The following is a 26,348-nucleotide window of genomic DNA, read 5'->3' as shown; positions in this document are numbered from 1 at the left end:
GTCACCCCGCCCCGTCGGTTTTCGGACGGGGCGGACGGGACCCGGCCCCTCCAGAGGGCCCGACGGGTGGCTCAAAGCCGTCCCTTGGCCCGAAGAATTCGCTCCTGTGCGCGGCCCCTGCGGATTTTCGGTCCGCTCAGGAGGGGTGGCGGCGGCTCAGCACGCGGAAGGCGGCGAGAAGGGCGAGGGCGGCGAGGGCGAGGACGATGCCCGTCTCGATGAACTGGGTGGGCCAGAAGTGGGAGGCGGGGTGGTAGTCGACGTACTGGGCGGCGATGTCCACGTCGGGCCGGCACACCCCGTTCTCGTCGAGCGGCTCGGGGCAGTACCAGCCGGGCAGCCGCTGCCCGGTGGTCCTGATGAGCCCGGAGTCCACGTACATGCCCGCGTCGGGCACGAGGAGGCTCGGGCCGACCGGGCCGGTGATCGTCCGTACCGCGAGGAAGTCCCAGCGGAGCACGCTGAGCACCAGCAGTACGACGCCGATGACCACCCCGGTCGCCGCCATGGCCACCACCGTGCGCCGGACGAGCTGGCCGACGAGTGCGCCGACGGCGACGGCGAGCAGACCGTACGCGACGAGGACGGTGCCGGTCGCCTCGTACGTGCCCCGCTCGTCCCAGGTGAACTGGTAGTCGCCCGCGACGCGGGTCAGGCCCAGTGCGTAGACCGCCATCAGCGCGAGCGTGGTGGCGACCGTGACCGCACCCGCCGTCACCAGCTTCGAGGCGAGCCAGCGGCCCGGCGTGACGGACTGGGTCAGGGCCAGCTTGTACGTGCCCGATTCCAGCTCGCGGGCGACCATCGGGCCCGCGACGAACGCGCCGACGAGGAGCGGGAGGTAGATCACGCCCAGGGAGAAGAGATCCATGCCCCACCTCAGGAGCATGTGACCGTCGTCCTGGTCGGTGCCCACGACACGGGAGTCCCAGAGGCTTAGGCCTCCCACGCAGACCAGGCTCAGGAGCACGACCGCCCCCGCCGTCCACAGCGCCCGCCGGTGCTGGCGGACCGTCACCCAGTACGGGCCCTTCAACGCGAGGCCGCTCATGCCGAGGCTCCTTCGGGGGTCCTGTCCGCGGTCTTCGAGGCGCGGAGGTGGGCGAGGAGAAGTTCCTCCAGGGACGGGGACGTGGTCTGCCAGGGGCCCTCGACCGGGCCGCCCTCGTTCCGTACGAGCGCCGTGAGCTGTCGGCCCGTCGTACGGGACTCGACGACCGTGTGCGGGGCGAGGTCTTCGACGGGGCCGGTGACCAGGGTGTGCGCGGCGAGGAGGTCGTCGATGGCGCCGTCGAGGCGGATCCGGCCGCCGTCGAGGAGGAGCAGGTGGTCGCAGGCTCCCTCCAGCTCGGTGAGGATGTGCGAGGACACGACGACCGTGGTGCCGCGCTCGGCGGTGTCGGCCATCAGGGCCCCCATCAGCTCGTGGCGGGCGAGCGGGTCGAGATCGGCCATCGGCTCGTCGAGGAGGAGCAGCTCCGGCCGCTTGCCCAGCGCGAGGGCGAGGGCGACGCGCGTGCGCTGGCCGCCGGAGAGCCGGCGGACGCGGGCGCCGGGGTCCAGGGTCTCCACGATCCGGGCGGCGATCTCGCCGTCCCAGCGCCCGGGGTTGAGCTCCCGGCCCATCGTGAGGGTGTCGGCGACGGTGAGCTGCGGGTGGAGGGGCTTGTCCTGGGCCACGTAGGCGAGGTCGGTGCGGGCGGGGCCGCGGACCACGCCCTGGGTGGGCCTGAGCAGCCCGGCGGCGAGGGCGAGAAGGGTGGACTTGCCTGCGCCGTTGGGGCCGACGAGCGCGCAGACCCGGCCGGCGGGAAGCGCGAAGGAGCAGTCCCTCAGCGCCCAGCCGCGGCCCCTTCCGTACCGCTTGGCGAGGCCCAGTGCCTCGATGGCCGTCTCGCTCACGTGTCGTCCCCCTCGAAGTGTTCGTCCAGTACGGAAGTGAAGAGTGCCGCCACGTCGTCCCGCGTCAGGCCGGTCTCCCGGGCCCGCCGGGCCCAGTCGGCGAGTTCGCCCCGAAGGGGCGAGGTGGCCGGGGCGGCCCCGAGCGTCGCGCGGACGAAGGTCCCGAGGCCGCGACGGGCCTCGACGAGTCCTTCGCGTTCGAGCTCTCGGTAGGCCTTGAGGACCGTGTTCGGGTTGATGGCCGTGGCCTCGACGACCTCGCGTGCGGTGGGCAGCCTGTCGCCGGGTTCCAGTACGCCCATACGCAGAGCCTGTTTGGTCTGCTGGACGATCTGGAGGTAGGTGGCGACGCCGCTGCGCCGGTCGATCCGGTACTCGAGCACGTTCGTTCCACCACCCTTTCACTAATCAAGTAGTGAAAGGGTGGTGCAAGAGAGGGGGCGGTGTCAACCGCCCCCTTCCCCAGGTGTGTTCGGACCGCCGGTGTCAGGACTCCGTGCGGTACATCAGGTCCACCTCGTGGGTGACGAATCCGATCCGCTCGTACACCGTCACCGCCGCCGTGTTGTCCGCGTCCACGTACAGCATCGCGGTCGGCAGCCCCTGTCCCGCCAAGTGCCGCAGCCCGATCGCCGTGAGCGCCTTGCCCAGGCCACCGCCCTGCGCCTCGGGCAGGATGCCGACCACGTAGACCTCGCCGAGCTGCTCCTCCGCGTGCGTCTTGGTCCAGTGGAAACCGACCAGCCGCCCCTCCTTCTCCGCGAGGAAGAAGCCCTTCGGGTCGAACCACGGCTCTTCCATGCGGTCGTCGAGGTCGCGCTGAGTGAGCGACCCCTGCTCGGGGTGGTGCGCGAAGGCTGCCGCGTTGACGGCCAGCCAGGCCGTGTCGTCCTGCCCCGGCACGAAGGTGCGGACGGTGACGCCTTCCGGCAGGACCGGCTCGGGGATGTCGAGCGGCACCAACGGGCGGCGCATCTGGCGCAGTTCCCGGAAGAGCGTCAGACCGAGCACCTGGGCCAGGTGCCGCGCCGCCGACTTGCCGCCGTGCGCCCACACCCGCAGCCGCTTGCCGGAGGCCGTGAGCAGCGCGGTACCGAGCGCCCGCCCGTGCCCGCGACCGCGGTGCGAGGGGTGGACGACCAGCTCGGCCGCCGGGGCCTCCACCGGGTCGGTGTCCTCCAGCTGGGCGTACCCGTAGAGGTGCGGGCCGACGGTGAGCAGGAAGTGCCGCACGCCCTCGCGCCTGCCGTGACGCAGATACAGCCGGCCCTGCTCGGACACGGCGTGCATGCCGTCGGCGCGGTCGGCCGCCTCCAGCAGGTCCAGTACGTCCTGGACCTGGCCGGGGGAGAGCTCGTCGAGGGTGTGGATCTGCCGGCCGGGTTCGAGGGCCGGTGCCGCGTCAGAAGTCATGCCTCCGAGCCTACGGCGGAAGAGGACGGGCAAAGGCAACCAGCTCGTAACCGGCTACCCCCTGTTGCGCTACGCGCGTTGACTCTAGGCTGCGCTCGCAGACCACGAGCCGATCACCGCCACAAAAGGGGCAAGGGGACAAGGGGAGCGATGTCAGCGACACCGAAGAAGAACAGGGCGGGGCGGCGGATTCTCGCCGTCGGCGCGGGACTTGCGACCGTCGGCGCGCTCGTCGCGGCCCTGCCGGCCGGGGCGGCCCAGGACCAGAGCCAGGGGCGCGGTCACGGCTGGGGCCGGACCGTCGACGTCCAGCTGCTCTCCTTCAACGACCTGCACGGCAACCTGGAGCCGCCGGCCGGCTCGTCGGGCCAGGTCAGCCACACGCACGAGGACGGCACCGTCGAGAAGATCGACGCGGGCGGCGTCGAGTACCTGGCCACCCATCTGCGCCAGGCGCGCCAGGGGAACCGTTACTCCGTCACGGCCGCCGCCGGCGACATGATCGGCGGCTCGCCCCTCCTCTCCGGTCTGTTCCACGACGAGCCGACCATCGACGCGCTGAACAAGCTGAAGCTCGACGTCAGCTCGGTCGGCAACCACGAGTTCGACGAGGGGGCCAAGGAGCTGGCCCGCATGCAGAACGGCGGCTGCCACCCGACCGCCGGCTGTTCCGTCGAGGGCAAGACCTTCGAGGGCGCCGCGTTCCCGTACCTCGCCGCCAACGTGACGGACGAGAAGACCGGCAGGCCGCTGCTCGACCCGTACTTCGTCTGGGAGAAGGACGGCGTCAAGATCGGCTTCATCGGCGTGACCCTGGAGGGCACCCCGAACATCGTGACCGCCGAGGGCGTCAAGGGCCTGAAGTTCGGTGACGAGGTCGAGACGATCAACAAGTACGCGAAGATCCTGGAGCGCAAGGGCGTCAAGTCCATCGTCGCTCTGGTCCACGAGGGCGGCGCCCCGGCCTCCTCCTCCTACAACTACGACTGCGACAGCCCCGGCCCGGGCGACGGCATCTCCGGCCCCATCACGGAGATCGCCAAGAACGTGAGCCCGCAGGTCGACGCGCTGGTCACCGGCCACACCCACCAGGCGTACGTGTGCACCGTGCCCGACCCGGCCGGCAAGCCGCGCCTGGTCACCTCGGCGGCCTCGTTCGGCAAGCTCTACACCGACACGACGCTGACGTACGACCGCCGCACCAAGGACATCGTGCGCGCCTCGGTCGACTCGGCCAACCGCGTCGTCACGCGTGACGTGCCCAAGGCCCAGGACATGACGGACCTGATCCGCGACTGGAACGCCCTGGCCGCCCCGATCGCCAACCGCCCGCAGGGCTTCATCTCCGCCGACATCAACGGCCGCGGCTCGACGGCGTACGAGAAGCCGCTCGGCGACCTGATCGCGGACGCGCAGCTGGAGGGCCTGGCCCCGGCGGACAAGGGCGGCGCGCAGCTGGCCCTGATGAACCCGGGCGGTATCCGCTCGGACCTGGTGTGGGCGGAGTCCGCCGCCAAGGAGGGCAACGGCGTCGTGACGTACGGCGAGGCGTTCACCGTCCAGCCGTTCACGAACATGATGCACGTCGTCGACCTCTCCGGCGAGAACCTGCTGGCCGCGCTGAAGCAGCAGGTCAGCGGCTCGAACGCGGCCTCGGTGAAGATCCTTCAGGTCTCGAAGGGCCTCACCTACACCCTCGACATGACCAAGACGGGTGCCGACCGGGTCGTGGACGGCACGGTCAAGCTGAACGGTGAGCCGATCGACCCGGCGAAGACCTACCGGGTCGCGATGAACGAGTTCCTCGCGGGCGGCGGCGACGGCTTCCCGGCGCTCGCCAAGGGCACGAACAAGCTGGTCGGCGCCTCGGACCTGGACCTGTTCAACGCGTACCTGGGGGCCCACTCCTCGGCCGCGGCCCCGCTGGCCCCGCCGGCGGCGGACCGGATCACGGTCGTCAGGTAAGTCGTACGTCGCCAGTGGCGGAAGGGGTGCCGGACCACGGTCCGGTGCCCCTTCTCGCTGACGTCTCTCTGGTGCTTCTTGACGCGTACCCGTCATAATCCGCTGCCATGGACCGACGAAGCTTTCTCGCGGGAGCCGCGGCGACCACCGCCACCGTCCTCATCGGAGCCCCGCCCGCCCGGGCGCGCACCCGGGCCGCCCTCGGGCTCCAGGACTGGATGGCCGGCCACGGCGACCCCACCCCGCTCCAGAAGCTCACCATCCCCGGCACCCACGACTCCGGCGCCCGCTTCGGCGGCCTCTGGGCCGCCTGCCAGAACACCACCATCGCCCAGCAGTTGGAGAGCGGCATCCGCTTCCTGGACATCCGCTGCCGGGTCACCGGCGACTCCTTCGCCATCCACCACGGCGCGTACTACCAGAACATGATGTTCGGCGACATCCTCGTCGCCTGCCGCGCCTTCCTCGCCGCCCACCCCTCCGAGACCGTCCTCATGCGGGTCAAACAGGAGTACTCCGAGGACTCCGACGCCACCTTCCGCCGGATCTTCGACGACTACCTCGACGTACGCGGCTGGCGCTCCCTCTTCCGCATCGGCGACGGCCTGCCCACCCTCGGCCAGGCGCGCGGCCGGGTCGTCCTCCTCGCCGACAACGCCGGCCTGCCCGGCGTCCGCTACGGCGACGGCGCCCATTTCGACATCCAGGACGATTACATGGCCGAGCCGGGAGCCAAGTACCCGAAGATCGAATCCCACTTCAGGAAGGCCGCCCAGCAGCCCGGGAAGCTGTACGTCAACTACGTCTCCACCTCGGCCTACCTCCCGCCCCGCTGGAACTCCGACCGCCTGAACCCGAAAGTCCACACCTTCCTCGACAGCTCGGAGGCCACCGGCTGGAAGGGCCTCGGCATCGTCCCCCTGGACTTCCCGAACACCCGATCAGGCCTGGTCGAGTCCCTCATCCGCCACAACTGACGGCGGCGGCGTCGGCGCGCCCGGCAGGCGGATCACCGCCGCCGTGCCGCCACCCTCCGCCGCCGTCAGGGCCACCGTGCCGCCCGCCTGCTGGACCGTGCGCGCCACGATCGACAGACCGAGGCCCGAGCCGGGCAGGCTGCGCGCCGACGGCGAGCGCCAGAAGCGGTCGAAGACGTGAGGCAGCTCCTCCGGCGCGATGCCGGGGCCGTGGTCGCGGACCGTCAGCTCGCCCCGCATCAGGGTCACCTCGACCGTGCCGCGCGGCGGCGAGAACTTCACCGCGTTGTCCAGGACGTTCACCAGCGCGCGCTCCAGACCGGCCGGCTCCGCCCGTACGTACCAGGGGGCCAGGTCGGTACGGAAGGCCAGCTCGGGTCCGCGCAGCCGCGCCCGTTCCAGCGCCGAACGCAGGATGCCGTGGAGCGGGACCACCTCCAGCGGCCCCGGCTGCGCCGCGTCCGGGCGGGCCAGTTCCTGAAGGTCGCCGATGAGCGCGGCCAGCTCCGTCATCTGCGCCTTCACCGAGGACAGCAGCGCCCGCCGGTCCTCGGGCGGCAGCGCCCGGCCCGTCTCCTCGCTGCGTACGAGCAGTTCGACGTTCGTACGCAGCGAGGTCAGCGGCGTCCGCAGTTCGTGCCCGGCGTCCGCGATCAGCTGCGCCTGCAGGTCCCGGGAAGTGGCGAGGGCGGCCGTCATCGCGTTGAACGAGCGGGAGAGCCGGGCGACCTCGTCCTCGCCCTCGACCGGGATGCGGACCGTCAGGTCCTCGGTCCGCGCCACGTGCTCCACCGCCCCGGTGAGCCGGTCCACCGGCTTCAGACCCGCCCGCGCCACCCACAGGCCGGCCGCGCCGGCCCCGACCACACCGATCCCGGAGACCAGTAGCAGGACCCAGCCGAGCGTGGACATCGAATTGTCGATCTCGGACAGCGGGCGGGCGACGGAGACGCCGACCACCTCCTGGAAGGCCGGCTGCGGATAGGTGTAGACCCGCATCTCGGTGCCGTTCCCGGCCTTCGTCGTGTGCAGGGTGTACGGCAGCTGACCGCGCGCCACGGCCAGATCGCCCGCCTCGACGGGGATCGGCGAGGAGCCGTACGTACAGACCTTGCCGTTGCTCAGCACGATCTGCACGGTGTACGAACCCGCCGACGGCACCGTCGACTCGCCGCTCCGCGCGCAGGTGAGGGCCAGGTTCCCGACCGCGCCGGCGTCCAGCCTGCTGCTGCGCAGCGACGAGTCCAGCTCCGCCTCCAGCTGCGCCCGCGTCACGAACCAGCAGGCCGCCGACACCGCCGCCACCGCGAGCGCCACCGCGACCGCCGTGAGCAGCGCCAGCCGCGACCGCAGCGGGCGAGAGCGGAACCACGTCACCGGACCGCTCACTCCGTACCCCCGCCGCGCAGGACGTATCCCACGCCCCGCACCGTGTGCACCAGGCGCGGCTCGCCACCGGCCTCCGTCTTGCGCCGCAGATACATCACGTACACGTCCAGCGAGTTCGAGCTCGGCTCGAAGTCGAAGCCCCACACCGCCTTCAGGATCTGCTCGCGCGTCAGCACCTGGCGCGGGTGCGCCAGGAACATCTCCAGGAGCGTGAACTCCGTCCGGGTCAGCTCCACCGGCCGGCCGGCGCGCGTGACCTCGCGGGTCGCCAGGTCCATCCGCAGGTCGGCGAAGGAGAGAACGTCCCCCTCGGGCCGCGCCTCGACCGTGGCCGCGTACGAGCTGCGGCGCAGCAGGGCGCGGATGCGGGCGAAGAGTTCGTCCAGCTCGAAGGGCTTCACCAGGTAGTCGTCGGCGCCCGCGTCGAGCCCGGTCACCCGGTCGCCGACGGTGTCCCGCGCGGTCAGCATGAGGATCGGCACGGTCGAGCCGGACGCCCGGATGCGGCGGGCGGCCGTGAGACCGTCCATGCGGGGCATCTGGATGTCGAGGACGACGAGGTCGGGGGCGTACGACTCCATCCGAGCGAGGGCGTCGGCGCCGTCGACGGCCTCCTCGGTCCCGTACCCCTCGAAGGCGAGACTGCGCCGCAGCGCCTCCCGTACGGCGGGCTCGTCGTCGACGATGAGGATGCGGTCGCCTTCGTTCACCGGGCCGGTCGAACCAGTCATGGGGTCAGCCTCGCACGCGTTCGGCGGCACGCGTTCAGTCGGAGTCGCCGGACCGGAGGTTGTCCAGGTCGGCCTTGAGGGTGTCGACCGGGATGGCGAATCCGAGACCGACGCTGCCGGCCGCGGAACCGCTCGACGCGCTCGGCGAATACATGGCCGAATTGATCCCGATGATCTCGCCGTTCATATTGATCAGCGCGCCGCCGGAATTCCCGGGATTGAGCGAGGCGTCGGTCTGGATCGCCTTGTACGTCGTCCTGGACGAGCCCGTGTCCCCGTTGAACTGCTGCCCGCCGAACTCGAAGGGCCAGCCCTGCCGCGGATCGTACTGCTGCCGGCGCTGGTCCTGGCCCTCGTCCTTGGCCACGGTCACATCGCGGTCGAGAGCGGAGACGATGCCGCTGGTGACCGTGCCGGTCAGCCCCTCGGGGGAGCCGATGGCGACGACCTCGTCGCCGACCTTGACCCGGCCGGAGTCGCCGAGCGTGGCCGCCTTGAGGCCGGAGGCCCCGCTGAGCCTGATCAGCGCCAGGTCCTTGTCGGGGGCCGTGCCGACGGCCTCGGCCTCGTACGTCTTGCCGTTCGAGAGCCGCACCGTGATCGAGGAGGCGCCGGAGATGACGTGGTTGTTGGTGACGATCTCGCCGTCACCGGTGATGATCACGCCCGAGCCGGTGGACTTCCCGGAGGTCGAGGTCGCGGAGATCTCCACGATGGAGGGGGAGACGGCCTCGGCGACCCCGGCGACGGTGCCCTTGCTGCTCGCCGAGACGGTCGTGCCGTTCACGCCGGTCGCCGTGGGGGCGCCGTCCGCGGTGAGCTGCTGGACGAGCGTCGCCGTGCCGCCGCCGACCGCCGCCGCGGCGATCGCCACGGCCGCGAGGAGCCCGACTCCGCGCCGGGCCCGGCGGTGCGGCTGCGGAGCCGGCGTGTACGGCGGCTGCGGGGGCTGCGGCGGGTAGTACGGCTGCTGCGGCTGCTGCTGGTGGTCCGTCATGGGTACGACTCTCGAAGCCGTACATGAGAGGTCTCTGAAGAACGCCTGAGAAGCCCGACAGAACCCTGTATGCCCTATATAAGGGGACGCCTGAAGGGGGACGGCGTCCGCCCGGGTGAGGGCCGGCGCCTACGCGCAGCCGCAGGAGCGGCGGACGATCAGCGCCGAGGGGAACTGCTTCACCCGCTCGCGCTTCGACCCCGCCACCCGCAGCGAGTCGTCGAGGACCAGATCCACCGCCGCCCGGGCCATCGCCGGGCGGTCCGAGGAGATCGTCGTGAGCGGCGGGTCCGTGAGGGCCGCCTCCTTCACGTCGTCGAAGCCCGCCACCGCCAGCTCGCCCGGCACGTCGATCCGCAGCTCGCGCGCCGCGCGCAGCACGCCGAAGGCCTGGTCGTCGGTGGAGCAGAAGATGGCCGGCGGCCGGTCCGGGCCCGAGAGGATCTTCAGGGCGATCTGGTAGGCGTCGTAGCGGTTGTAGGGGGCCTGGAACAGCCGGCCCTCGATCGAGAGGCCGGCCTCCAGCATCGCGCGCCGCCAGCCCTCCTCGTGGTCAGCGACCGGGTCGCCGACCGCCGGGGTGTTCGGGACGCCGCCGAGACAGGCCACGTAGGGGTGGCCGTGCTCCAGGAGGTGCCGGGTGGCGAGCTGGGCGCCGCCGATGTCGTCCGTGACGACGGCGACGTCGTCGAGCGCCTCGGGCCGCTCGTGCAGCAGCACCACCCGCGCGTCCCAGGCCTCGATCTCGCTCGCGGCCCGCTCGCTCATGCCCTGGCTGACCAGGATCAGACCGGAGACCCGCATGCCGAGGAAGGCGCGGAGGTAGTGGACCTCCCGCTCGTCGCGGTAGTCCGAATTGCCGACGAGGACCATCTTCCCGCGCTCGGCCGCGGCCTGTTCGACGGCGTGCGCCATCTCCGCGAAGAACGGCTGGCGCGCGTCCGGGACGATCATGCCTATGAGGTCCGTGCGGCGGGACGCCATCGCCTGTGCCACCCGGTCGGGCCGGTAGCCCAGCTCCTTGATGGCGGCGAGGACACGCTCGCGCGTGGCCGGGGCGACCGGCCGGGGTCCGTTGTTGATGACGTAACTCACGACCGCGGTCGAAGTACCCGCCAGTCGCGCTACGTCATCCCGCGTCACCTTGGCCACGCGCGGCAGTCTACGCGGGGTGACCTACCTACCGGCAGGTCGCACTGTGGCGTCCACCACGTCGGACCTGTCATCCGTCGGAGTGACACCTCGCGCGCCGTCCTTGACGCGCGCCTCTTCCTTGGCCCGCGCCTCCTCGGCCGCCCGCTCCACCTTCTCCGGGGTGACGAAGCGGTAGCCGACGTTACGGACCGTGCCGATCAGCGACTCGTGCTCCGGGCCGAGCTTCGCCCGCAGCCGCCGTACGTGGACGTCGACCGTACGGGTGCCACCGAAGTAGTCGTACCCCCAGACCTCCTGGAGGAGCTGGGCGCGGGTGAAGACCCGGCCCGGGTGCTGCGCGAGGTACTTCAGGAGCTCGAACTCCTTGAAGGTCAGATCCAGGACCCGGCCCTTGAGCTTGGCGCTGTACGTCGCCTCGTCCACCGACAGGTCACCGTTGCGGATCTCCATCGGGGAGTCGTCGGAGACGATCTGCTGCCTGCCCATCGCGAGACGCAGCCGGGCCTCGACCTCCGCCGGACCCGCCGTGTCGAGCAGCACGTCGTCGATGCCCCAGTCGGCGGTGACGGCCGCGAGGCCGCCCTCCGTGACCACGAGGATCAGCGGGCAGCCCGGGCCGGTGGAGCGGAGCAGCTGACACAGGCTGCGTACCTGCGGCAGGTCACGGCGGCCGTCGATCAGGATGACGTCGGCGCCCGGGGTGTCGACGAGGGCCGGGCCCTCCGCGGGGGCCACCCGCACGTTGTGCAGCAGCAGGCCGAGTGCGGGAAGCACCTCGGTCGACGGCTGGAGGGCGTTGGTCAGGAGCAGCAGTGAGCTCATCGCGCCCCACCTGCCTGGGTCGTCTGTCGGTGGTGCTTCGTTCGCTCGTCCATGACGTCGGTTCCTCCTCGGTCCCTGCGAGGACGTCTGCGGCACTTACTCACTGCTGGTCACGCATCACGCTCGGCTCTCGCGCCCTGAGAGCTTCTGTTCATCCGGCCGTAACAACGGTCGGAAAACACAAAAGGACCCGGGGGCTGCGTTGCCCGGATCCTCTGGCAAGCAGAATAGCCCACATGAGTTCCGAGGCAGAGGGGCGATTTCACATGGTGGATGTTTCCCCGATCACGTCCGGCCTCCGGCGCGCCACTTTGCTCACTGATGACGATGTCCGTATCGAGGCGGTTTACGAGCCGTGTACGGCAAGTGTCACCGATACCGCCATCGTCGTCGCGCACGGCTTCACCGGCTCGGCCGACCGGCCCTCCGTACGGCGAGCGGCCGGCGTCCTCGCCGGGCACGCCGCCGTCGTCACCTTCTCCTTCCGGGGCCACGGCAGGTCCGAGGGCCGCTCCACCGTGGGGGACCGGGAGGTCCTCGACCTCGCGGCCGCCGTGCGCTGGGCCCGCGAGCTCGGCCACGCGCGCGTGGTGACGGTCGGCTTCTCCATGGGCGGCTCGGTGGTCCTGCGCCACGCAGCCCTCTGCCCGAAGGGAAGCGGGGGCGGGGGAGGCGGGAGCACGGAGGCCGAGGGGCGCACGGGAGCGCACTCCGACGCCGTGGCTGCGGTGAGCGCCCCCGCGCGCTGGTACTACCGGGGTACGCCCTCGATGCGACGGGTCCACTGGGTGATCACCCGTCCCGTGGGCCGCCTCGTCGGCCGCTACGGCCTGCGCACCCGGATCGACCACCGCGGCTGGGACCCCGTACCCCTCTCGCCCGTCGAGGCCGCCCCGCTGATCGCCCCGACCCCGCTGCTGATCGTGCACGGCGACCGTGACCCGTACTTCCCGGTCGACCACCCGCGCACGCTGGCGGCCGCGGCCCCGCAGGCCGAACTCTGGCTGGAGCGCGGCATGGGCCACGCCGAGAACGCGGCCGACGACGCCCTGCTGCGCCGTCTGGGGGACTGGCTCACGCGCCGATAGCCCATCATGGGGAGCGGCGCGCACACGAACGAAGGGAGCGCCGCTATGGCAGCGGGAACCATCCGCTACTGGGCCGCGGCCAAAGCCGCCGCCGGAGTCGCCGAGGAGCCGTACAGCGCGGAGAATCTGGCGGAGGCGCTGGAGGCGGCCCGCGAGAGCCACCCGGGCGAGCTCGTCCGAGTACTCCAGCGGTGTTCGTTCCTCGTCGACGGTGACCCCGTCGGGACCCGCGCGCATGAGACCGTACGGCTTGCCGAGGGCGGCACGGTCGAGGTGCTCCCGCCGTTCGCAGGAGGGTGAACCGCACAGCATGAGCAGCGATCAGCAGCACCCGTACGGTGAGCAGCCGTACGACCCGTACGACCCGTACGCCGGGCAGCGGCATCAGCCGTACGGGTACCAGGAGCAGGAGGACCCCCACGTCACGCAGACGTGGGAGGGCCAGACCTGGGACACCCAGTACCAGCCGGTGGTACGGCAGCAGGCGGCCCCGCCCGCCCCGCCCGTCGCGTACGGGGCCGACACCGCCTACCACCCGCCGCAGGACGCCCACGCGCTCCCGCCGGAGGCCCCGGTCCCGGCCCCGGATCACGTGACGTACCAGCCCGCGCCGACGGCGGACCCCGCGCCCGCGTACTCCGTCCCCCCGTACTCCGCCCCCACCACCTCCGGCGGACGCGGCACCGCGCTGACCGCCGCGCAGCGCGCCCGCGCCGAGGGCCGCTCGCCGGTGATCGAACCCGGGCTGCGGCCGGCCGCGCTCACCGCGGTCCTCGGCGTCCTGCTCGCCGGCGGCGCCGCCCTCGGCTCGTACGCGCTGGTCGTGCCGCTCGTCCTGCTCCAGGCCGTCACCGCGGCCGGCTGGTTCCGGCTCAACGGCATGTGGCCCGCCCGTCAGGGCATCGCCCTCGCCTTCGCCGGGGGCGTCACCGCCGACATCGCCCTGCTCGTCGCCGGCCGCGAGAACGCGCCCGCCGCGATCATCGGCACCCTCGGCGTCTGGGTGCTGCTCACCCTCGTCCTCCAGCTCCGCAGCCACGCCGATCCCGACGAGCGCATGTACGGGCTGATGGCCACCGTCGCCTCCGCGGCCCTGACGATCGTGGCCGCCGGGCACCTCGGCGCCGACCCGGACGCCGTGGTGGTCGGCGGGCTCGCGGTCGCCGCCACCGCCGTGGCCCGAACGCTTCCGCTGCCCGGCCCGGCCTCCCTCGTGGTCGCGCTGCTCGCCGCCGCGGGCGCCGGGATCGCCGCCGGAGGAGTCACCGGCCTGGGCTCCCCCGGAGCGCTGCTCGGCCTCGCGGCCGGAGTCTGCGCGCTGGTCGGACTGCGGGCCGCGAGCTACGACTACCCGTCGACCTTCGTGCACATGACGGCCGGTGTCGCGCTGCCGCTGACCGCCGCCGCGCCCGCCGTCTACCTCCTGGGCCGCGCGCTCGGCTGACCGTGTCACGGGACCCGACGGGAACCAACCGGCCCTCCGACACGTCGATCTTGGTGTCGGGGGGCCGGAGACTTTTGGGGGGCGTGCGGGCCATGCGGGCACTGCGGATATTGCTGATCGTGGCGGTCGTGCTCGGCGGGATCTTCGTGGGGGTCGACCGACTCGCGGTCGGTTACGCGGAGTCGGAGGCCGCCGACCGCGTCCGGCTCGGCCCCGCCCGGGCCGGCTCGACGGACGTCGACATCAAGGGCTTCCCCTTCCTGACGCAGCTCATGGACAAGCGGTTCGACGAGGTCGACGTGGTGCTGACCGGCGTCGAGGCCACCGCCGGCAAGCGGAAGATCCGGATCAGCGAGATGTCCGCCACGCTTCACGACGTGACCCTGAACGGCGACAGCACCGGCGCCCGTGCGGCCACGGCCGACGGCACCGCGCTCATCTCCTACGCGGACCTCACGGCTGCCGCCGAGCGTGACGTGCGGATCGCCTACGGCGGGAACGGCAAGGTGAAGGTCACCGGCGGCATCCAGATCCTGGGCCGCACGGTCACCCGGAGCGTCCTGTCGACGGTGACCCTGGTGGACGGGCACACGATCCGGGTGCGGGCCGACGAGGTGCCCGGCGAGGGCATCCCCGGCGTGGAGCAGCTGGTGCGGCAGCGCACCGACTTCGACCGGCGGATCGGCGGCCTGCCGACGGGCATGAAGCTGGAGAAGGTCGAGGCCCGCGAGGACGGCGTCGCCATCACGGTGACCGGCAAGGACGTCGTTCTGGCCGGCTGAGAAACCCCTCGGCGAACGCCTCGGCCACATGGTGAGACGCTGCCGTCCGCTCCGTAGAAACGGAACCGGGACGGTCCGGTTCCGAGGCGGCGGGGGCCGCCCTGTCGGGTGATCGCGTCCCACATCTCGGACGATCGCGTCTCAAAATACGACACAGCGGTGACACGGCCGCCTGTCCGTCCCTACGATCGTGGGCATGAAGCGACAGGCGGATCTCACGAAGCGGCGGGCAGTAGACCTGTGCCGCGTCGCCGCCATGCTCTGTCGCTCCGTCTGAGCGGAACCCTCGAGGCCCGCATTCCCCAGGCCCTCCGACCGACGCGGTCGGGGCCGCCCCGTGCAGCCGTACGCATCGCGATGACGCGTACCCGCACTTCCCGCACCACCTTGCGCCACACCGCCGAACACTGCCCCGGAGGAGAACAGCATGAGCCGCAGCGACGTCCTGGTAGACGCCGACTGGGTCGAGGCCCACATCGACGACCCGAAGGTCGCCATCGTCGAGGTCGACGAGGACACCTCGGCCTACGAGAAGAACCACATCCGCAACGCGATCCGGATCGACTGGACCCAGGACCTGCAGGACCCGGTCCGCCGCGACTTCATCGACCAGGAGGGCTTCGAGAAGCTCCTCTCGGCCAAGGGCATCGCGAACGACACCACCGTGGTCCTCTACGGCGGCAACAACAACTGGTTCGCCTCCTACGCCTACTGGTACTTCAAGCTCTACGGCCACCAGGACGTGAAGCTGCTCGACGGCGGCCGCAAGAAGTGGGAGCTCGACTCCCGCGACCTGGTCGACGGCTCCGAGGTCCCGAACCGCCCGGCGACGTCCTACAAGGCGCAGCCGCAGAACACCGCGATCCGCGCGTTCCGCGACGACGTGGTGAAGGCGATCAACACCGAGAACCTGGTCGACGTCCGCTCGCCCGACGAGTTCTCCGGCAAGCTGCTCGCCCCGGCCCACCTCCCGCAGGAGCAGTCGCAGCGCCCCGGCCACGTGCCGAGCGCCCGCAACATCCCGTGGTCGAAGAACGCCAACGACGACGGCACCTTCAAGTCGGACGACGAGCTCAAGGCCCTCTACGAGGACGAGCAGGTGGACCTGGCGAAGGACACCATCGCCTACTGCCGCATCGGTGAGCGCTCCGCGCTGACCTGGTTCGTGCTGCACGAGCTGCTCGGTGTCGAGAACGTCAAGAACTACGACGGCTCGTGGACCGAGTACGGCTCCCTCGTCGGCGTGCCGATCGAGCTCGGCGCCAACAAGTAAGACCGGCCCCGGACCTCCCCCTCCTCCGGACCCCTCGACCGTAAGGACAGAACATCATGTGTGGAGCGCAGCCCGGCGGCCCCGACGCCTCGACGATCAAGCCCGGTGAGACCACCATCCAGGGCTTCGTGACCAAGGACGGCGAGCCCGTCACCGGTTACGTCCGCCTCCTGGACTCGACCGGCGAGTTCACCGCGGAGGTCCCCACCTCCGCCACCGGCCAGTTCCGGTTCTACGCGGCCGAGGGCACGTGGACCGTCCGCGCCCTGGTCCCCGGCGGCACCGCCGACCGCAAGGTCGTCGCCCAGAAGGGCGGCCTGGCGGAGGTCGCCATCGCGGTGTGACACCGGTGCCGGCACCGCGCCACTGAACGGCCGAAGGGCCGTGCCTCCTGGGGGGTTGGACGCCTATTCCAGGACTTGAGGCACGGCCCTTCGGTCTGTCCGGGGGAGGGGTGCGGGCATACGCTGGGGGTATGTACGCGCGGCGGCGGCATGTCTATTTCTGGATGATGGGCGTCTGCCTGGTTCTCTTCGTGGGCGCCTGGGCCGTCGTGCGGTTGTTCTCGATGCCGGTGGCGATCGGGATGTGTGTCGTCGCCATGCTCATCCCGCCGGTCGCCGCGATGATCGCGAACCGGCGGGGGCCCGACGACCGGTGGTGGGACGATCCCTCGGGCGATCCGACGTCCGACGAGTGGTGGGACGAGCTCGACGGCAAGAAGCGCCCGGAGCGTTGAGCCGGTCGGAGCGGTCGGGTCAGTAGACCAGGGCCTGGGTGCCGTCCGACATGGCCTCCTGGACGAATACCTGGGCGCCCGCGATCCGTACGCCCTTCAGGACGTCCTGCTCCGTGATCTCGCGGCGCGCCGCGCACTGCGTGCAGAGCGTGATGCGGCCGGCCGTCAGGATCGAGTCGATCAGGTCCGGCAGCGGTGCCGCGTGCGGCAGTTCGAACTCGGCGGCGCGCCCCGGGAGCGCGAACCAGGAGGACTCGCCGGTCAGCCAGAGCGAGACCTCGACCCCGCTGGCCACGGCGACGGCGGCCACGGTGAAGGCCTGGGAGCAGCGTTCGGGGGCGTCGGCCCCGGCGGTCACCTTGATCACGAGCTTCTTCGCCATATACCGAACTGTAATGCGGAGTTCCGCAACCTCATGCATCCCTCATGGGTCAGTTGGGTGCGCGGATGACGGAATCCGCGCTTCCAGGTCTCGTGGGGGGACTTTTGAGCAGTGAAGAAAGTATCCAATATCCGATATCCCGGGCGACGAAGCCGCGACGGCAAGCCGGTCGTACGGTCGCGCTGATCGCCGTCGCCGCGGTGCTCGGCGTCGTGGGCGGGACAGCGGTGGGTTACGGCATCCAGGCCGAACGCCCGCCGACGCCGCTGCCGGCCCTGAACCAGTCCGCCCTCGCGTACCCGAGCCCGCTGCCCGAGGGGCAGAAGCCGGTGGCGCTCACGGCCGCCGAGGACCGCAAGGTCAAGACGGACGGGGACCTGCGCAAGCTGCTGCTCCCCAAGCCGGCCGGGGCGAAGAAGACGGAGTTCGCGGACGCCGACGGCTGGATGTCGCTCGCCACGTACGCAGGCAACTTCGATCACCCCAACAGGGCATTGAGGTATCAGCTGGGCAATGGGTTCCGGCGCGTGGCGACCACTTCGTGGCAGACCGGCGCGTACCGGACGACACAGATCCGGCTCGTCCAGTACCGCTCCAGCGATCTGCTCGGCGCGCAGGACCACATCGAGGACCAGACGGCGTACATGCCCGAGGAGGACTATGCCCGTAGCGAGGGCGAGCCTCTCAAGGGTTCCACCAACGGCCGTTATTACGTCTTCCCCGTGCGGCAGAAGCCGGGCTATCTCGACCACTACCAGGCGCGGGCCTACCTCTATCGGGGCGACATCGCCGTGGAGATCTTCATGCACGACACGAAGAAGATCTCCGCGAAGGACATCTCTTCGGTCGCCGAGCGACAGCTGGGGCGCCTGTGAGTGAGGACCGGAACAACATGACCGACGAGACCGACGAAGCCGATGTGACCGACGTGTTCGCCGCGACCGTCCCGGCGGACGAGCCGGCGAAGCCGCGGCGGGGACGCACCCTGCTGACCGCGGTCCTGCCCGCTGTGCTCGTCCTCGGCGCGGTCGGCGGTGGCCTGACGTACACCGCGGTCACCGTCAACGCCGCGGACCGTTCGGCACCCACGGCCGTCTGGGAGTCCCCCGCCCCGCAGCGGGGCGGCGAGGATCCCGCGACGCTCGGCGCCACCCGCGGCAAGGCGTCGACACCGCTCAGCAAGCTGCTGCTGCCCGTTCCGGCCGGCTACGAACTCGGCCCCGACATCGAGATGTACGGGAACGACGGGGAGCTCGGCGCGAAGGAGGCCGCCGCTCTCCTCAAGGAGGAGGGCAAGGGGCTGTCCGGCAAGAAGCGCCGCGACTTCGAGAAGCGGGTCGACCGCCTCGGCGTCCAGGGCGTCGCCGTCCGCTCCTTCCAGTCGACCGACGCGGATGTCGTGGTGACGGTGCACCTCACGCAGATGAAGGACAAGAAGCGGATCGGCGATGTGTTCGAGCTCCGCAAGGAGCTGTCCCGCCTTCTCGGCTTCCCGAAGGGGCCGAAGATCGGCGGACACAAGACCTCCGCCTGCTTCATGGTTCCGAAGGACCCGGACCTCGACAAGGAGAAGCAGGCGGACCAGCTGGACGGGATGGTCTGCTCGGCGTACGAGGCCGACGTCTCCGTCACGGTCACCGCGTCGGGCTCGAAGCAGTTCGACACGTCCGCCGTGGCCGAGATCGTGAAGCAGCAGCTGGACCACATCACGTCCCCGGGGGAGTACGTATGAGCGAGCAGACGGACACGACGACGCTCCCGCCGACACCGGAGCCCGTACCGGAGCCCGTACCGGAGCCCGCACCGGAGGCCATGGAGGTCCCAGAGCCCCCCGCCCCCGGGCCCAAGCGCTCCCGTCGTGTCCTGTGGGCCGCCGCCCGGTGGACCGCCGCCGTGGTCGTGTGCGGGGGACTCGGGGTCGGGACCGCGGCCGGGATCACCTCCATGGAGCGCACCGACGTGCCCGGTCTCGCGACCGAGCACGACGGCCGCTGGGAGTATCCGAAGCTCAGCCTCCCTCCCCTGCCGCACAGCTCCCAGCGCCCCTTCTCGCCGGGCAACGAGGGGGAGATCCACCACGCCGACCTGCGCGCGCTGCTCCTGCCCGCCCCGGTCGGCGCCACGGTGGATCCGAAGCTGAACGGCGGATGGGTTTCTCTGGACCGGTTCCTCTCGCTGTACCGGCAGGACGACCGGCCGGCGCTGAAGGAGGCCCTGGCCGACTCCGCGCTGCGCCACGTCGCCGCCCGCGGCTGGACAACACCGGACGGCACGACGACCCGTATCCATCTGCTCCGGTTCAACTCGGTGGCCTTCGCCGAGGCCTTCAAGGACGACGGCCTGAAGGCCGGGTCGGTCGACGGCGCGCTCCTGGACGGGGTCGAGGGCATCGACATGGAGAGCAGCCTGGCGACCCGGGTCGAGGTGCCGTACACCGCCCTGTACTCCTTCGTGGAGGAGCCCGCGGGGGCCGAGCAGAGTCGCTGGGCGTACGTCCAGGCCGGTGACACGATCGCGCTGGTCGCCCAGTCCCGCAAGGGGGGCGCCCTCCTGGTCCCGTTCCAGCAGACGGTCACCCTCCAGAACCAGCTCCTGGGCTAGCCGACGGGTTGACCCACCTCACAGAGAGGGCCGGGCCCCTCGCCGACTAAGCTGGGGTCCGGCCCGTTCTGCCTTCACGCTCATTCGAGGAGCACCCAGTGATCGTTTTCTTCGAAGCTCTGCTGATTCTGGTCTGCGTCGGCGTGCTCGCCTTCGCCGGTCTGACCGTGAAGAAGCTGTACCAGGGCCAGCGTTAACCACCCCCCTCTACAGATCGCCAAGAGCTGCCATGATCGAGATCCCGTCCGACCTCAACCCGGACCTCGTCCCCCTCGCGTTCCTCCTCGGCACGTGGGAAGGCGCGGGCGTCTCCGACTTCCCCGGTGCCGAGAAGTGCAACTTCGGCCAGTCCGTGACGTTCAGCCACGACGGCCGTGACTTCATCGAGTACGTCTCGCGCTCCTGGGTCCTGGACAACGAGGGCAACCAGATCCGCCCGCTGGAGAGCGAGAGCGGCTACTGGCGGATCGACAAGGACCGCAAGGTCGAGATCGTCATGGTCCGGGACCAGGGCATCGTCGAGATCTGGTACGGCGAGCTCGCCGACAAGAAGCCGCAGATCGACCTCGTGACCGACGCCGTCGCGCGCACCGCCGCCTCGGGTCCGTACAGCGGCGGCAAGCGGCTGTACGGCTACGTCAAGGGTGACCTGATGTGGGTGGGCGAGAAGGCCACCCCCGAGGTCCCGCTGCGGCCCTACATGTCGGCGCACCTGAAGAAGGTCGTGACGCCGGAGGAGGTCGCGGAGATGGCGCGCGGCCTCGGTGACCTGCCCGACGACGGCATCGCGTTCTTCAAGTAGGCCCGCAGGTCCGTCGGGCCCCATGGGACCCTCGGTTTTCCGCCACGCCCTCCTACACTGGGGGGCGTGGTGAGCACCGACTGGAAAAGCGACCTGCGGCAGCGCGGCTACCGGCTGACGCCCCAGCGTCAGCTCGTCCTCGAGGCGGTGGACACGCTCGAGCACGCGACCCCCGACGACATTCTCGGCGAGGTCCGCAAGACCGCCTCAGGCGTGAACATCTCGACGGTCTACCGGACGCTGGAGCTCCTGGAGGAGCTCGGCCTGGTCAGCCACGCCCATCTGGGCCACGGAGCCCCGACGTACCACCTCGCCGACCGGCACCACCATCTGCATCTGGTCTGCCGGGACTGCACGAACGTCATCGAGGCGGACGTCGACATCGCCGCCGAGTTCACCGGGAAGCTCCGCGAGACCTTCGGTTTCGAGACGGACATGAAGCATTTCGCGATCTTCGGCCGGTGCGAGGACTGCTCCCGCAAGGCGGCCGCCGCCGAGTCGTAGGCTTACGGCATGCAGCGACCATCACCGCACAGCCCCTTGCTGTCCCTGCCCGGCGCCGTCCCCGCCGAGGGCCGTGACGAAGGCGTCGCCGCGCACTACGGCGACCTCTTCCGTGAGCAGCGCTCCCTCGCCGCGGGCAACGGCTTCGTCGACCTCTCGCACCGCGGAGTCGTGACCGTCTCCGGCGACGACCGGCTGAGCTGGCTGCACCTGCTGCTCACCCAGCACATGAGCGAGCTCCCGGCCGGCCAGGCGACCGAGGCGCTGATCCTCTCCGCCAACGGGCACATCGAGCACGCCCTGTACCTCGTCGACGACGGCGAGACGGTCTGGGCGCACGTCGAGCCCGGTACGCGGGGCGAGCTGATCGCGTACCTGGAGTCGATGAAGTTCTTCTACCGGGTCGAGGTCGCCGACCGTACGGACGACGTCGCTCTCGTCCACCTGCCGGCCGGCTCCATCGCCGAGGTGCCCAAGGGCGTGGTGGTACGGGAGACCCCGCACGGCCGCGACCTGTTCCTGCCCCGCGCCGACCTGGAGTCCTTCGCGGCCTCCCACGGCCCCGCCGCGGGTGTCCTCGCGTACGAGGCGCTGCGGATCGAGGCGCACCGGCCGCGGGTCGGTTTCGAGACCGACCACCGGACCATCCCGCACGAGCTGGGGTGGATCGGCAGCGCGGTGCACCTGCAGAAGGGCTGCTACCGCGGGCAGGAGACCGTCGCCCGGGTCCAGAACCTGGGGAAGCCGCCGCGGCGGCTCGTCTTCCTGCACCTGGACGGCAGCGAGGTCCATCTGCCGGGGCACGGCACCCCGATCCGGCTCGCGGCGGACGGCGCCGAGGGCCGCCAGCTGGGCTTCATCACGACCTCCGCCCGCCACCACGAGCTGGGGCCGATCGCGCTGGCGATGGTGAAGCGGAACCTGCCGGTGGACGCCGAGCTGCTCGCCGGGGACACGGCGGCGGCGCAGGAGACGATCGTCGAGCCGTGAGGACGAGTGACCTCCGGACCCCCAGGATCTCCTGGACCTCCTAGGTCGCCTGGACCTCCTGGGTCTCCTAGACCTCCACGAGGACCGTGAACGGGCCGTGATTCGTGAGCGAGACGCGCATGTCCGCTCCGAACCGGCCCGTTTCCACGCGCGCCCCCAGGGCCCGCAGCTGGGCCACGACCTCGTCGACGAGCGGTTCGGCGACCGGGCCGGGCGCGGCGGCGTTCCAGGTGGGCCTGCGGCCCTTGCGGGCGTCCCCGTAGAGGGTGAACTGAGAAATCACCAACAAGGGCGCATTAACGTCCGAACAGGATTTCTCTCCCTGGAGAATGCGGACGGACCAGAGCTTTCTGGCCAGTTGGGCCGCCTTCTCCGGGGTGTCCTCGTGGGTGACTCCCACCAGCACACACAGTCCTTCGCCGACGATCTCGCCGACGGTCTCTCCCGCGACGACGACGCTCGCGCCGTCCACCCGCTGTACCACTGCTCGCATACGGACCAACCTACAGACCGACTCAACTGGGGCCGAACGGGTGCAGAGCACCTGCACGCGCACGTGCGGGAGTGGCACCATGCCTGGAGGCGGTGCGGTTCCGCACCGGTCGAGGGGACGATTCACATGAGTGCACCTGGCGCCGGGCAGACGCCATCCGGTCCCGTTCCGCTGAGCAGTGTCGGCGCGGCGGTACGTCCACCCCTGCAGCGGTCGGGCGAGGCGGCGCTGCAGGAGCGACCACAGCCGGAGATCGCGGCACTGCGGCTCCCGGAGTTGCGGGCGCTGCGCCGTGACGCGCAGGGCGACGAGGCGGACCTCAGCTACGTACGGCGGATGCTGCAGGGCCGGATCGACATCCTGCGGGCCGAACTGGCACGGCGGACGGATCCGGAGGCGCCGGTTCTCGACCGGCTCTCGGAGATCCTCGCGGACGCGCCCTCGCGGCTGCGGACCTCGGCGCGGCACGTGACGCTGTCGACGCCGCGCAGCGAGGAGTACCGGCGGCTCGCGACGGAGATGCTGTCGGAGGTCGAGCTGTCGGACCTCGGCGCGCGGACGGACGACGAGCTCCACACGGCGATGGGACGCCTCGCGGGGTACGAACAGCAGGTCTCGCGCCGTCGGCAGCAGCTGCAGCGGACGGCCGACGACTGCAGCGCGGAGATCGCCCGCCGCTACCGCGAGGGCGAGGCGCAGGTGGACGACCTGCTGATCTGAAGGACTGGGCTGATCTGAAGACAGGCTGATCCGCAGGACAGGCTGATCCGAGGGGCAGGGTGATCCGACGGGCAGGGTGAGGGGCCCGGCTGGGTGAGGGCGGGGCGGGAAAAGTCGGGTGCGCGGGGCCCGGGGCCCGGCATAGCCTCGCAGGATGAGCCTTGAGGTGCGTGCCGTCGTCGAGTCCGAGTACCCCGACTGGCTGCGGGCCGTCAGCACCGGGTTCCTCCGGCCGCCCGTCGTGACGGACGAGGAGGTCGCGGACCGGCTGCCGCACACCGACCTCTCCCGGCTGCTCGGCGTGTTCGAACAGGGCCGGATCGTCGCCACCTTCCGTTCCTTCACCCAGGAGTTGAGCGCGGTCGGCGGCGGCACGCTCGTCGCCGACGCCGTCACCGGTGTCACCGTCTCCGCGACCCACCGCCGCCGCGGTCTGCTCAGCCGGATGATGGCCCGGGACCTCGCCGCCGCGAAGGAGCGGGGCGACGCCGTCGCCACCCTCATCGCCGCCGAGTATCCGATCTACGGCCGTTTCGGCTTCGGCCCCGCGACCTGGACCACGGAGTGGACCGTCGACGTCCGCCGCGCCGGTCTGGACCCGCGTCGTTCCGGTCGTCCCGAGGACGGCGGCCGGATCGACTTCACCGACGCCGAGGAGATCCGCAAGGTCGCCCCCGAGCTGCACCGCCGGCTCGGCGGGGTCCGGGCCGGGATCGTCGGCCGGGACGCCCGCAGCTGGGACGTCCTCACCGGACGCGTCCACCACAGCAGCCCCTGGACCGAGCCCTTCTACGCCGTCTACCGCGACGAGGCCGACCAGCCCCAGGGGTACGTCTCCTACACCTGCGACGACAAGTGGGAGGACGGCAAGCAGCCGCTGAACACGGCCACGGTCAAGGACCTGATCGCGGTCACCCCCGCCGCCGAGCGGGCGCTGTGGCTCTTCCTCTGCTCCGTCGACTGGGTCACCGCGGTCAAGTCCGGCATGCGCGCCCCCGACGACCTGCTGCCGCTGCTGCTCCCCGACCCGCGCGCCGCCCGTGTCACCACGCAGGCGGACATGCTCTGGGTGCGGGTCCTGGACGTGGCCAAGGTGCTGGAGGGGCGTACGTACGCCGGCTCCGGCACGCTCGTCCTGGATCTGCGGGACGCCACCGGTCTGGCCGGCGGCCGCTACCGGCTCGACGCCTCCCCGGAGGGCGCTACCTGTTCCCGTACCACCGAATCCCCCGAGCTCGCCTTCGACATCGGCGAGTTGGGCACGCTGTCGCTCGGTGACGAGTCGGCGGTGCGGCTGGCCGCACTCGGCCGGGTCGAGGAGATCGCCCCGGGGGCCGCGGCCCGCGCGGACGCCCTGCTGCGGACCTCCCGCCGGCCCTGGTGCCCCGACATCTTCTGAGGCCCGCATCGCCGTCACGTCCCACCGCGTCCCGTCGCGTCTACCGCGTACGGAGGCGGAAGAGGCCGCCCGAGGCGGCCACCGCCACCGCGAGGATGCCCGCGCACCACGCCAGGGCGATCCATGGAGTGGCGCCGACGGGCTGGTCGAGGAGCAGACCGCGCAGCGACTCGATCACCGGCGTCACCGGCTGGTGCCGGGCGAAGCCGTGCAGCCAGCCGGGCATGGTGTCGATCGGTACGAACGCGCTGCTCGGGTAGGGCAGGAACATCATGAAGAACGTGGCCCCGCCCGCCGCCTCGGGACTGCGGGCGAGCAGCCCGACCGCCGCCGAGAGCCATGAGATCGCCGTGATGAAGGCGAGGAGCAGCCCGATGGCTGCGAGCCAGCCCGAGACCGTGGCCGAGGGGCGGAAGCCGATGAGGAAGGCGACGCCGAACACGAGCGCGGTGGCGAGGAGGTTGCGGGCCACGCTGGCGCCGACGTGACCGGCGAGGATCGGTGTCCCGCCGACGTCGAGCGTGCGGAACCGGTCGATGATCCCGCCCTTCATGTCCTCGCTGACGGAGACGGCGGTGCTCGCCGAGCCGAAGCCGGCGCAGAGGAGGAGGACGCCGGGGACGACGTACGTCACGTACCGCGTGCCGGTGTCGATTGCGCCGCCGAAGAAGTAGACGAAGATCAGCATCAGCATGACCGGCAGCATCATCGAGGTGATGACGGCGTCGATGTTGCGGCGGCTGAGGCGAATGGCCCGGCCGGCCATCGTGCCCGTCACGGTGAGGGCACCGGGCACGGCGAGCGTCTCAGACATGGGTGGGCTCCTTCGCGGTGAGCGTGAGGAAGACGTCGTCGAGCGTCGCCGTGTGGAGGGCGAAGCGGACGACGTCGGTGCGGTCGGGGTCGAGCGCGTCGAGCAGGGCGCGGACCTCGCGGGCGCTGCCGTCGGTCGGGATGCCGAGGGTGAGTGACTCGGGGGAGTGGTGGACGGCCCGGCCGGTCAGCCGCAGATAGCTCTCGCGGTCACGCAGGACGAGGTCGAGACGGTGGCCGGCGACGCGGGACTTGAGATCCTGGGCCGTGCCCTCGGCGAGGATCCGGCCGGCGTCCATGACGGCGACGCGGTCGGCGAGCCGGTCGGCCTCCTCCAGGTACTGGGTGGTGAGGAAGACGGTCGTACCGCCCTCGGAGAGATCGCGGACGATCTCCCAGAGCTCCTGGCGGCTGCGCGGGTCGAGTCCGGTGGTCGGTTCGTCGAGGAAGACCACGGCCGTCTCGCCGGGATCGCGGACGAGGCCGGCCGCGAGGTCGAGACGGCGGCGCATGCCTCCCGAGTACGTCTTGACCCGGCGCCCGCCGGCGTCGGCGAGGCCGAAGCGCTCCAGGAGTTCGGCGGCGCGCCGGCCGGCGGCCGGGCGGGAGAGGCCGGAGAGCCGGGCCGTCATGCGCAGGTTCTCGGCGCCGGTCTGCATCTCGTCGACGGCGGCGAACTGTCCGGTGAGGCTGATGGCGCGGCGGACCCGGGACCGCTCGGCGACGACGTCGTACCCCGCCACGCGCGCGTGCCCGGCGTCCGGGCGGGTGAGGGTGGCGAGGATGCGGACGGTGGTGGTCTTACCGGCGCCGTTGGGGCCGAGCAGGGCGAAGACGGTGCCCTCCTCGACGCGGAGATCGAGGGATTCGAGGACGGGGAGGTCCCCGTAGGCCTTGCGCAGGCCGGTGGTTTCGACGGCGGGTGGCATGGGTGCGCTCCTCGGGCTTGGACCTGACTCTTACTGCG

At 71.2% G+C, this 26,348-nt stretch carries 31 protein-coding genes; 18 read left to right on the top strand and 13 right to left on the bottom strand.

All coding sequences use genetic code 11. From position 1 onward, the window contains the following. Nucleotides 1-136: 136 nt before the first annotated feature. The 4 genes from IE136_RS27875 to mshD form a co-directional block, all read right to left on the bottom strand. Complete coding sequence (locus IE136_RS27875; protein ID WP_158988769.1) at nucleotides 137-1,051, bottom strand: ABC transporter permease; 915 nt, start codon at nucleotides 1,049-1,051, stop codon at nucleotides 137-139. Further along, nucleotides 1,048-1,902, bottom strand: a complete 855-nt coding sequence (locus IE136_RS27870) for an ABC transporter ATP-binding protein (protein WP_189601728.1) — start codon at nucleotides 1,900-1,902, stop codon at nucleotides 1,048-1,050. The genes IE136_RS27875 and IE136_RS27870 overlap by 4 nt, the downstream gene beginning before the upstream one ends. Next, entirely contained in the window at nucleotides 1,899-2,285 is a 387-nt protein-coding gene (locus tag IE136_RS27865) for a GntR family transcriptional regulator (protein WP_158988771.1), read from the bottom strand. Before IE136_RS27865 ends, IE136_RS27870 begins: the two co-directional genes overlap by 4 nt. Nucleotides 2,286-2,388: 103 nt before the next feature. Next, the gene (gene mshD, locus IE136_RS27860; RefSeq protein ID WP_158988773.1) at nucleotides 2,389-3,315 is read right to left on the bottom strand and encodes a mycothiol synthase; all 927 of its coding nucleotides are present in this window, start codon (nucleotides 3,313-3,315) and stop codon (nucleotides 2,389-2,391) included. A gap of 150 nt (nucleotides 3,316-3,465) precedes the next feature. Between mshD and IE136_RS27855 the strand changes: the two genes are divergently transcribed. Together IE136_RS27855 and IE136_RS27850 are read left to right on the top strand one after the other, a co-directional pair. After that, nucleotides 3,466-5,280 (top strand): bifunctional metallophosphatase/5'-nucleotidase, encoded by a 1,815-nt coding sequence (locus IE136_RS27855; RefSeq protein ID WP_158988775.1) that lies wholly within the window; start codon nucleotides 3,466-3,468, stop codon nucleotides 5,278-5,280. Nucleotides 5,281-5,387: 107 nt separating this feature from the next. Next, nucleotides 5,388-6,257, top strand: coding sequence for a phosphatidylinositol-specific phospholipase C (locus IE136_RS27850; protein WP_189601727.1), 870 nt, complete (start codon nucleotides 5,388-5,390; stop codon nucleotides 6,255-6,257). Here IE136_RS27850 and IE136_RS27845 read toward each other — a convergent pair. The 5 genes from IE136_RS27845 to IE136_RS27825 form a co-directional block, all read right to left on the bottom strand. Continuing rightward, a complete protein-coding gene (locus tag IE136_RS27845) occupies nucleotides 6,222-7,646 on the bottom strand; it encodes a sensor histidine kinase (protein ID WP_189601726.1) in 1,425 nt (474 codons plus the stop codon). The genes IE136_RS27850 and IE136_RS27845 overlap by 36 nt on opposite strands. After that, the gene (locus IE136_RS27840; RefSeq protein WP_158988781.1) at nucleotides 7,643-8,377 is read right to left on the bottom strand and encodes a response regulator transcription factor; all 735 of its coding nucleotides are present in this window, start codon (nucleotides 8,375-8,377) and stop codon (nucleotides 7,643-7,645) included. The genes IE136_RS27845 and IE136_RS27840 overlap by 4 nt, the downstream gene beginning before the upstream one ends. Before the next feature lie 34 nt (nucleotides 8,378-8,411). Further along, nucleotides 8,412-9,374 carry a S1C family serine protease gene (locus IE136_RS27835; RefSeq protein WP_158988783.1) on the bottom strand — a complete coding sequence of 321 codons (963 nt, stop codon included), beginning with the start codon at nucleotides 9,372-9,374 and terminating at the stop codon, nucleotides 8,412-8,414. Between the two features lie 129 nt (nucleotides 9,375-9,503). Then, a complete protein-coding gene (locus IE136_RS27830) occupies nucleotides 9,504-10,526 on the bottom strand; it encodes a LacI family DNA-binding transcriptional regulator (RefSeq protein ID WP_158988785.1) in 1,023 nt (340 codons plus the stop codon). A gap of 24 nt (nucleotides 10,527-10,550) precedes the next feature. Beyond that, nucleotides 10,551-11,351 carry a response regulator transcription factor gene (locus IE136_RS27825; protein ID WP_158988787.1) on the bottom strand — a complete coding sequence of 267 codons (801 nt, stop codon included), beginning with the start codon at nucleotides 11,349-11,351 and terminating at the stop codon, nucleotides 10,551-10,553. 236 nt (nucleotides 11,352-11,587) lie between these two features. On the opposite strand from IE136_RS27825, the gene IE136_RS27820 reads away from it, so the two are divergent. From IE136_RS27820 to IE136_RS27790, 8 genes are all read left to right on the top strand, one after another. Next, the gene (locus tag IE136_RS27820; protein WP_189601725.1) at nucleotides 11,588-12,439 is read left to right on the top strand and encodes an alpha/beta hydrolase; all 852 of its coding nucleotides are present in this window, start codon (nucleotides 11,588-11,590) and stop codon (nucleotides 12,437-12,439) included. A 45-nt stretch (nucleotides 12,440-12,484) separates the two neighbouring features. Beyond that, a complete protein-coding gene (locus tag IE136_RS27815; RefSeq protein ID WP_158988791.1) occupies nucleotides 12,485-12,739 on the top strand; it encodes a MoaD/ThiS family protein in 255 nt (84 codons plus the stop codon). A 10-nt stretch (nucleotides 12,740-12,749) separates the two neighbouring features. After that, complete coding sequence (locus IE136_RS27810; protein WP_189601724.1) at nucleotides 12,750-13,883, top strand: hypothetical protein; 1,134 nt, start codon at nucleotides 12,750-12,752, stop codon at nucleotides 13,881-13,883. Nucleotides 13,884-13,975: 92 nt separating this feature from the next. Next, entirely contained in the window at nucleotides 13,976-14,665 is a 690-nt protein-coding gene (locus tag IE136_RS27805; RefSeq protein ID WP_158994522.1) for an LmeA family phospholipid-binding protein, read from the top strand. A 196-nt stretch (nucleotides 14,666-14,861) separates the two neighbouring features. Further along, nucleotides 14,862-14,942 (top strand): putative leader peptide, encoded by an 81-nt coding sequence (locus IE136_RS36855; protein ID WP_350497993.1) that lies wholly within the window; start codon nucleotides 14,862-14,864, stop codon nucleotides 14,940-14,942. Nucleotides 14,943-15,092: 150 nt separating this feature from the next. Next, a complete protein-coding gene (locus IE136_RS27800) occupies nucleotides 15,093-15,938 on the top strand; it encodes a sulfurtransferase (RefSeq protein WP_158988795.1) in 846 nt (281 codons plus the stop codon). A 56-nt stretch (nucleotides 15,939-15,994) separates the two neighbouring features. After that, a complete protein-coding gene (locus IE136_RS27795) occupies nucleotides 15,995-16,282 on the top strand; it encodes a DUF1416 domain-containing protein (RefSeq protein ID WP_030220952.1) in 288 nt (95 codons plus the stop codon). Nucleotides 16,283-16,413: 131 nt separating this feature from the next. Continuing rightward, on the top strand, nucleotides 16,414-16,677 hold the full coding sequence (locus IE136_RS27790; protein ID WP_162467833.1) for a DUF3099 domain-containing protein: 264 nt from the start codon (nucleotides 16,414-16,416) through the stop codon (nucleotides 16,675-16,677). 19 nt (nucleotides 16,678-16,696) lie between these two features. Here IE136_RS27790 and IE136_RS27785 read toward each other — a convergent pair whose 3' ends face one another. Continuing rightward, nucleotides 16,697-17,059: a DsrE family protein gene (locus tag IE136_RS27785; RefSeq protein ID WP_158988797.1), complete on the bottom strand. Its 363-nt coding sequence runs from the start codon at nucleotides 17,057-17,059 to the stop codon at nucleotides 16,697-16,699. Nucleotides 17,060-17,163: 104 nt separating this feature from the next. Here IE136_RS27785 and IE136_RS27780 point away from each other — a divergent pair, with 104 nt between their 5' ends. The 6 genes from IE136_RS27780 (at nucleotide 17,164) to ygfZ (ending at nucleotide 21,956) form a co-directional block, all read left to right on the top strand. Then, nucleotides 17,164-17,934, top strand: coding sequence for a hypothetical protein (locus IE136_RS27780; RefSeq protein WP_229819215.1), 771 nt, complete (start codon nucleotides 17,164-17,166; stop codon nucleotides 17,932-17,934). Nucleotides 17,935-17,951: 17 nt separating this feature from the next. Further along, nucleotides 17,952-18,791 (top strand): hypothetical protein, encoded by an 840-nt coding sequence (locus tag IE136_RS27775; RefSeq protein WP_229819213.1) that lies wholly within the window; start codon nucleotides 17,952-17,954, stop codon nucleotides 18,789-18,791. Then, nucleotides 18,788-19,660, top strand: a complete 873-nt coding sequence (locus tag IE136_RS27770) for a hypothetical protein (protein ID WP_189601722.1) — start codon at nucleotides 18,788-18,790, stop codon at nucleotides 19,658-19,660. The genes IE136_RS27775 and IE136_RS27770 overlap by 4 nt, the downstream gene beginning before the upstream one ends. 229 nt (nucleotides 19,661-19,889) lie before the next feature. Further along, entirely contained in the window at nucleotides 19,890-20,462 is a 573-nt protein-coding gene (locus IE136_RS27765) for a heme-binding beta-barrel domain-containing protein (RefSeq protein ID WP_158988801.1), read from the top strand. 66 nt (nucleotides 20,463-20,528) lie between these two features. Next, nucleotides 20,529-20,966, top strand: coding sequence for a Fur family transcriptional regulator (locus IE136_RS27760; protein ID WP_158988803.1), 438 nt, complete (start codon nucleotides 20,529-20,531; stop codon nucleotides 20,964-20,966). A gap of 9 nt (nucleotides 20,967-20,975) precedes the next feature. After that, entirely contained in the window at nucleotides 20,976-21,956 is a 981-nt protein-coding gene (gene ygfZ, locus IE136_RS27755; RefSeq protein WP_158988805.1) for a CAF17-like 4Fe-4S cluster assembly/insertion protein YgfZ, read from the top strand. Between the two features lie 67 nt (nucleotides 21,957-22,023). Here ygfZ and dtd read toward each other — a convergent pair whose 3' ends face one another. Continuing rightward, nucleotides 22,024-22,449 (bottom strand): D-aminoacyl-tRNA deacylase, encoded by a 426-nt coding sequence (dtd, locus tag IE136_RS27750; RefSeq protein ID WP_189601721.1) that lies wholly within the window; start codon nucleotides 22,447-22,449, stop codon nucleotides 22,024-22,026. A gap of 126 nt (nucleotides 22,450-22,575) precedes the next feature. On the opposite strand from dtd, the gene IE136_RS27745 reads away from it, so the two are divergent. Together IE136_RS27745 and IE136_RS27740 are read left to right on the top strand one after the other, a co-directional pair. Further along, nucleotides 22,576-23,169 (top strand): RsiG family protein, encoded by a 594-nt coding sequence (locus IE136_RS27745; protein WP_158988809.1) that lies wholly within the window; start codon nucleotides 22,576-22,578, stop codon nucleotides 23,167-23,169. A 154-nt stretch (nucleotides 23,170-23,323) separates the two neighbouring features. After that, the gene (locus IE136_RS27740) at nucleotides 23,324-24,568 is read left to right on the top strand and encodes a GNAT family N-acetyltransferase (protein WP_189601720.1); all 1,245 of its coding nucleotides are present in this window, start codon (nucleotides 23,324-23,326) and stop codon (nucleotides 24,566-24,568) included. Between the two features lie 40 nt (nucleotides 24,569-24,608). On the opposite strand, the gene IE136_RS27735 is transcribed toward IE136_RS27740, so the two are convergent. Further along, the gene (locus IE136_RS27735) at nucleotides 24,609-25,382 is read right to left on the bottom strand and encodes an ABC transporter permease (protein WP_158988813.1); all 774 of its coding nucleotides are present in this window, start codon (nucleotides 25,380-25,382) and stop codon (nucleotides 24,609-24,611) included. Continuing rightward, the gene (locus IE136_RS27730) at nucleotides 25,375-26,310 is read right to left on the bottom strand and encodes an ATP-binding cassette domain-containing protein (RefSeq protein ID WP_189601719.1); all 936 of its coding nucleotides are present in this window, start codon (nucleotides 26,308-26,310) and stop codon (nucleotides 25,375-25,377) included. Before IE136_RS27730 ends, IE136_RS27735 begins: the two co-directional genes overlap by 8 nt. Nucleotides 26,311-26,348: the final 38 nt, after the last annotated feature.

Source organism: Streptomyces lateritius, assembly GCF_014649715.1.
Lineage (GTDB): Bacteria > Actinomycetota > Actinomycetes > Streptomycetales > Streptomycetaceae > Streptomyces > Streptomyces lateritius.
This window is presented reverse-complemented; position numbering and strand designations above follow the sequence as displayed.

Bases quoted from the DNA above. Each gene is read 5' to 3' on its own strand.
- IE136_RS27875 (WP_158988769.1), bottom strand. From the start codon at position 1,051: ATGAGCGGCCTCGCGTTGAAGGGCCCGTACTGGGTGACGGTCCGCCAG.
- mshD (WP_158988773.1), bottom strand. From the start codon at position 3,315: ATGACTTCTGACGCGGCACCGGCCCTCGAACCCGGCCGGCAGATCCAC.
- IE136_RS27855 (WP_158988775.1), top strand. From the start codon at position 3,466: ATGTCAGCGACACCGAAGAAGAACAGGGCGGGGCGGCGGATTCTCGCC.
- IE136_RS27850 (WP_189601727.1), top strand. From the start codon at position 5,388: ATGGACCGACGAAGCTTTCTCGCGGGAGCCGCGGCGACCACCGCCACC.
- IE136_RS27840 (WP_158988781.1), bottom strand. From the start codon at position 8,377: ATGACTGGTTCGACCGGCCCGGTGAACGAAGGCGACCGCATCCTCATC.
- IE136_RS27835 (WP_158988783.1), bottom strand. From the start codon at position 9,374: ATGACGGACCACCAGCAGCAGCCGCAGCAGCCGTACTACCCGCCGCAG.
- IE136_RS27825 (WP_158988787.1), bottom strand. From the start codon at position 11,351: ATGAGCTCACTGCTGCTCCTGACCAACGCCCTCCAGCCGTCGACCGAG.
- IE136_RS27820 (WP_189601725.1), top strand. From the start codon at position 11,588: ATGAGTTCCGAGGCAGAGGGGCGATTTCACATGGTGGATGTTTCCCCG.
- IE136_RS27815 (WP_158988791.1), top strand. From the start codon at position 12,485: ATGGCAGCGGGAACCATCCGCTACTGGGCCGCGGCCAAAGCCGCCGCC.
- IE136_RS27810 (WP_189601724.1), top strand. From the start codon at position 12,750: ATGAGCAGCGATCAGCAGCACCCGTACGGTGAGCAGCCGTACGACCCG.
- IE136_RS27805 (WP_158994522.1), top strand. From the start codon at position 13,976: ATGCGGGCACTGCGGATATTGCTGATCGTGGCGGTCGTGCTCGGCGGG.
- IE136_RS36855 (WP_350497993.1), top strand. From the start codon at position 14,862: ATGAAGCGACAGGCGGATCTCACGAAGCGGCGGGCAGTAGACCTGTGC.
- IE136_RS27800 (WP_158988795.1), top strand. From the start codon at position 15,093: ATGAGCCGCAGCGACGTCCTGGTAGACGCCGACTGGGTCGAGGCCCAC.
- IE136_RS27795 (WP_030220952.1), top strand. From the start codon at position 15,995: ATGTGTGGAGCGCAGCCCGGCGGCCCCGACGCCTCGACGATCAAGCCC.
- IE136_RS27790 (WP_162467833.1), top strand. From the start codon at position 16,414: ATGTACGCGCGGCGGCGGCATGTCTATTTCTGGATGATGGGCGTCTGC.
- IE136_RS27785 (WP_158988797.1), bottom strand. From the start codon at position 17,059: ATGGCGAAGAAGCTCGTGATCAAGGTGACCGCCGGGGCCGACGCCCCC.
- IE136_RS27775 (WP_229819213.1), top strand. From the start codon at position 17,952: ATGACCGACGAGACCGACGAAGCCGATGTGACCGACGTGTTCGCCGCG.
- IE136_RS27770 (WP_189601722.1), top strand. From the start codon at position 18,788: ATGAGCGAGCAGACGGACACGACGACGCTCCCGCCGACACCGGAGCCC.
- IE136_RS27765 (WP_158988801.1), top strand. From the start codon at position 19,890: ATGATCGAGATCCCGTCCGACCTCAACCCGGACCTCGTCCCCCTCGCG.
- ygfZ (WP_158988805.1), top strand. From the start codon at position 20,976: ATGCAGCGACCATCACCGCACAGCCCCTTGCTGTCCCTGCCCGGCGCC.
- dtd (WP_189601721.1), bottom strand. From the start codon at position 22,449: ATGCGAGCAGTGGTACAGCGGGTGGACGGCGCGAGCGTCGTCGTCGCG.
- IE136_RS27745 (WP_158988809.1), top strand. From the start codon at position 22,576: ATGAGTGCACCTGGCGCCGGGCAGACGCCATCCGGTCCCGTTCCGCTG.
- IE136_RS27740 (WP_189601720.1), top strand. From the start codon at position 23,324: ATGAGCCTTGAGGTGCGTGCCGTCGTCGAGTCCGAGTACCCCGACTGG.
- IE136_RS27735 (WP_158988813.1), bottom strand. From the start codon at position 25,382: ATGTCTGAGACGCTCGCCGTGCCCGGTGCCCTCACCGTGACGGGCACG.
- IE136_RS27730 (WP_189601719.1), bottom strand. From the start codon at position 26,310: ATGCCACCCGCCGTCGAAACCACCGGCCTGCGCAAGGCCTACGGGGAC.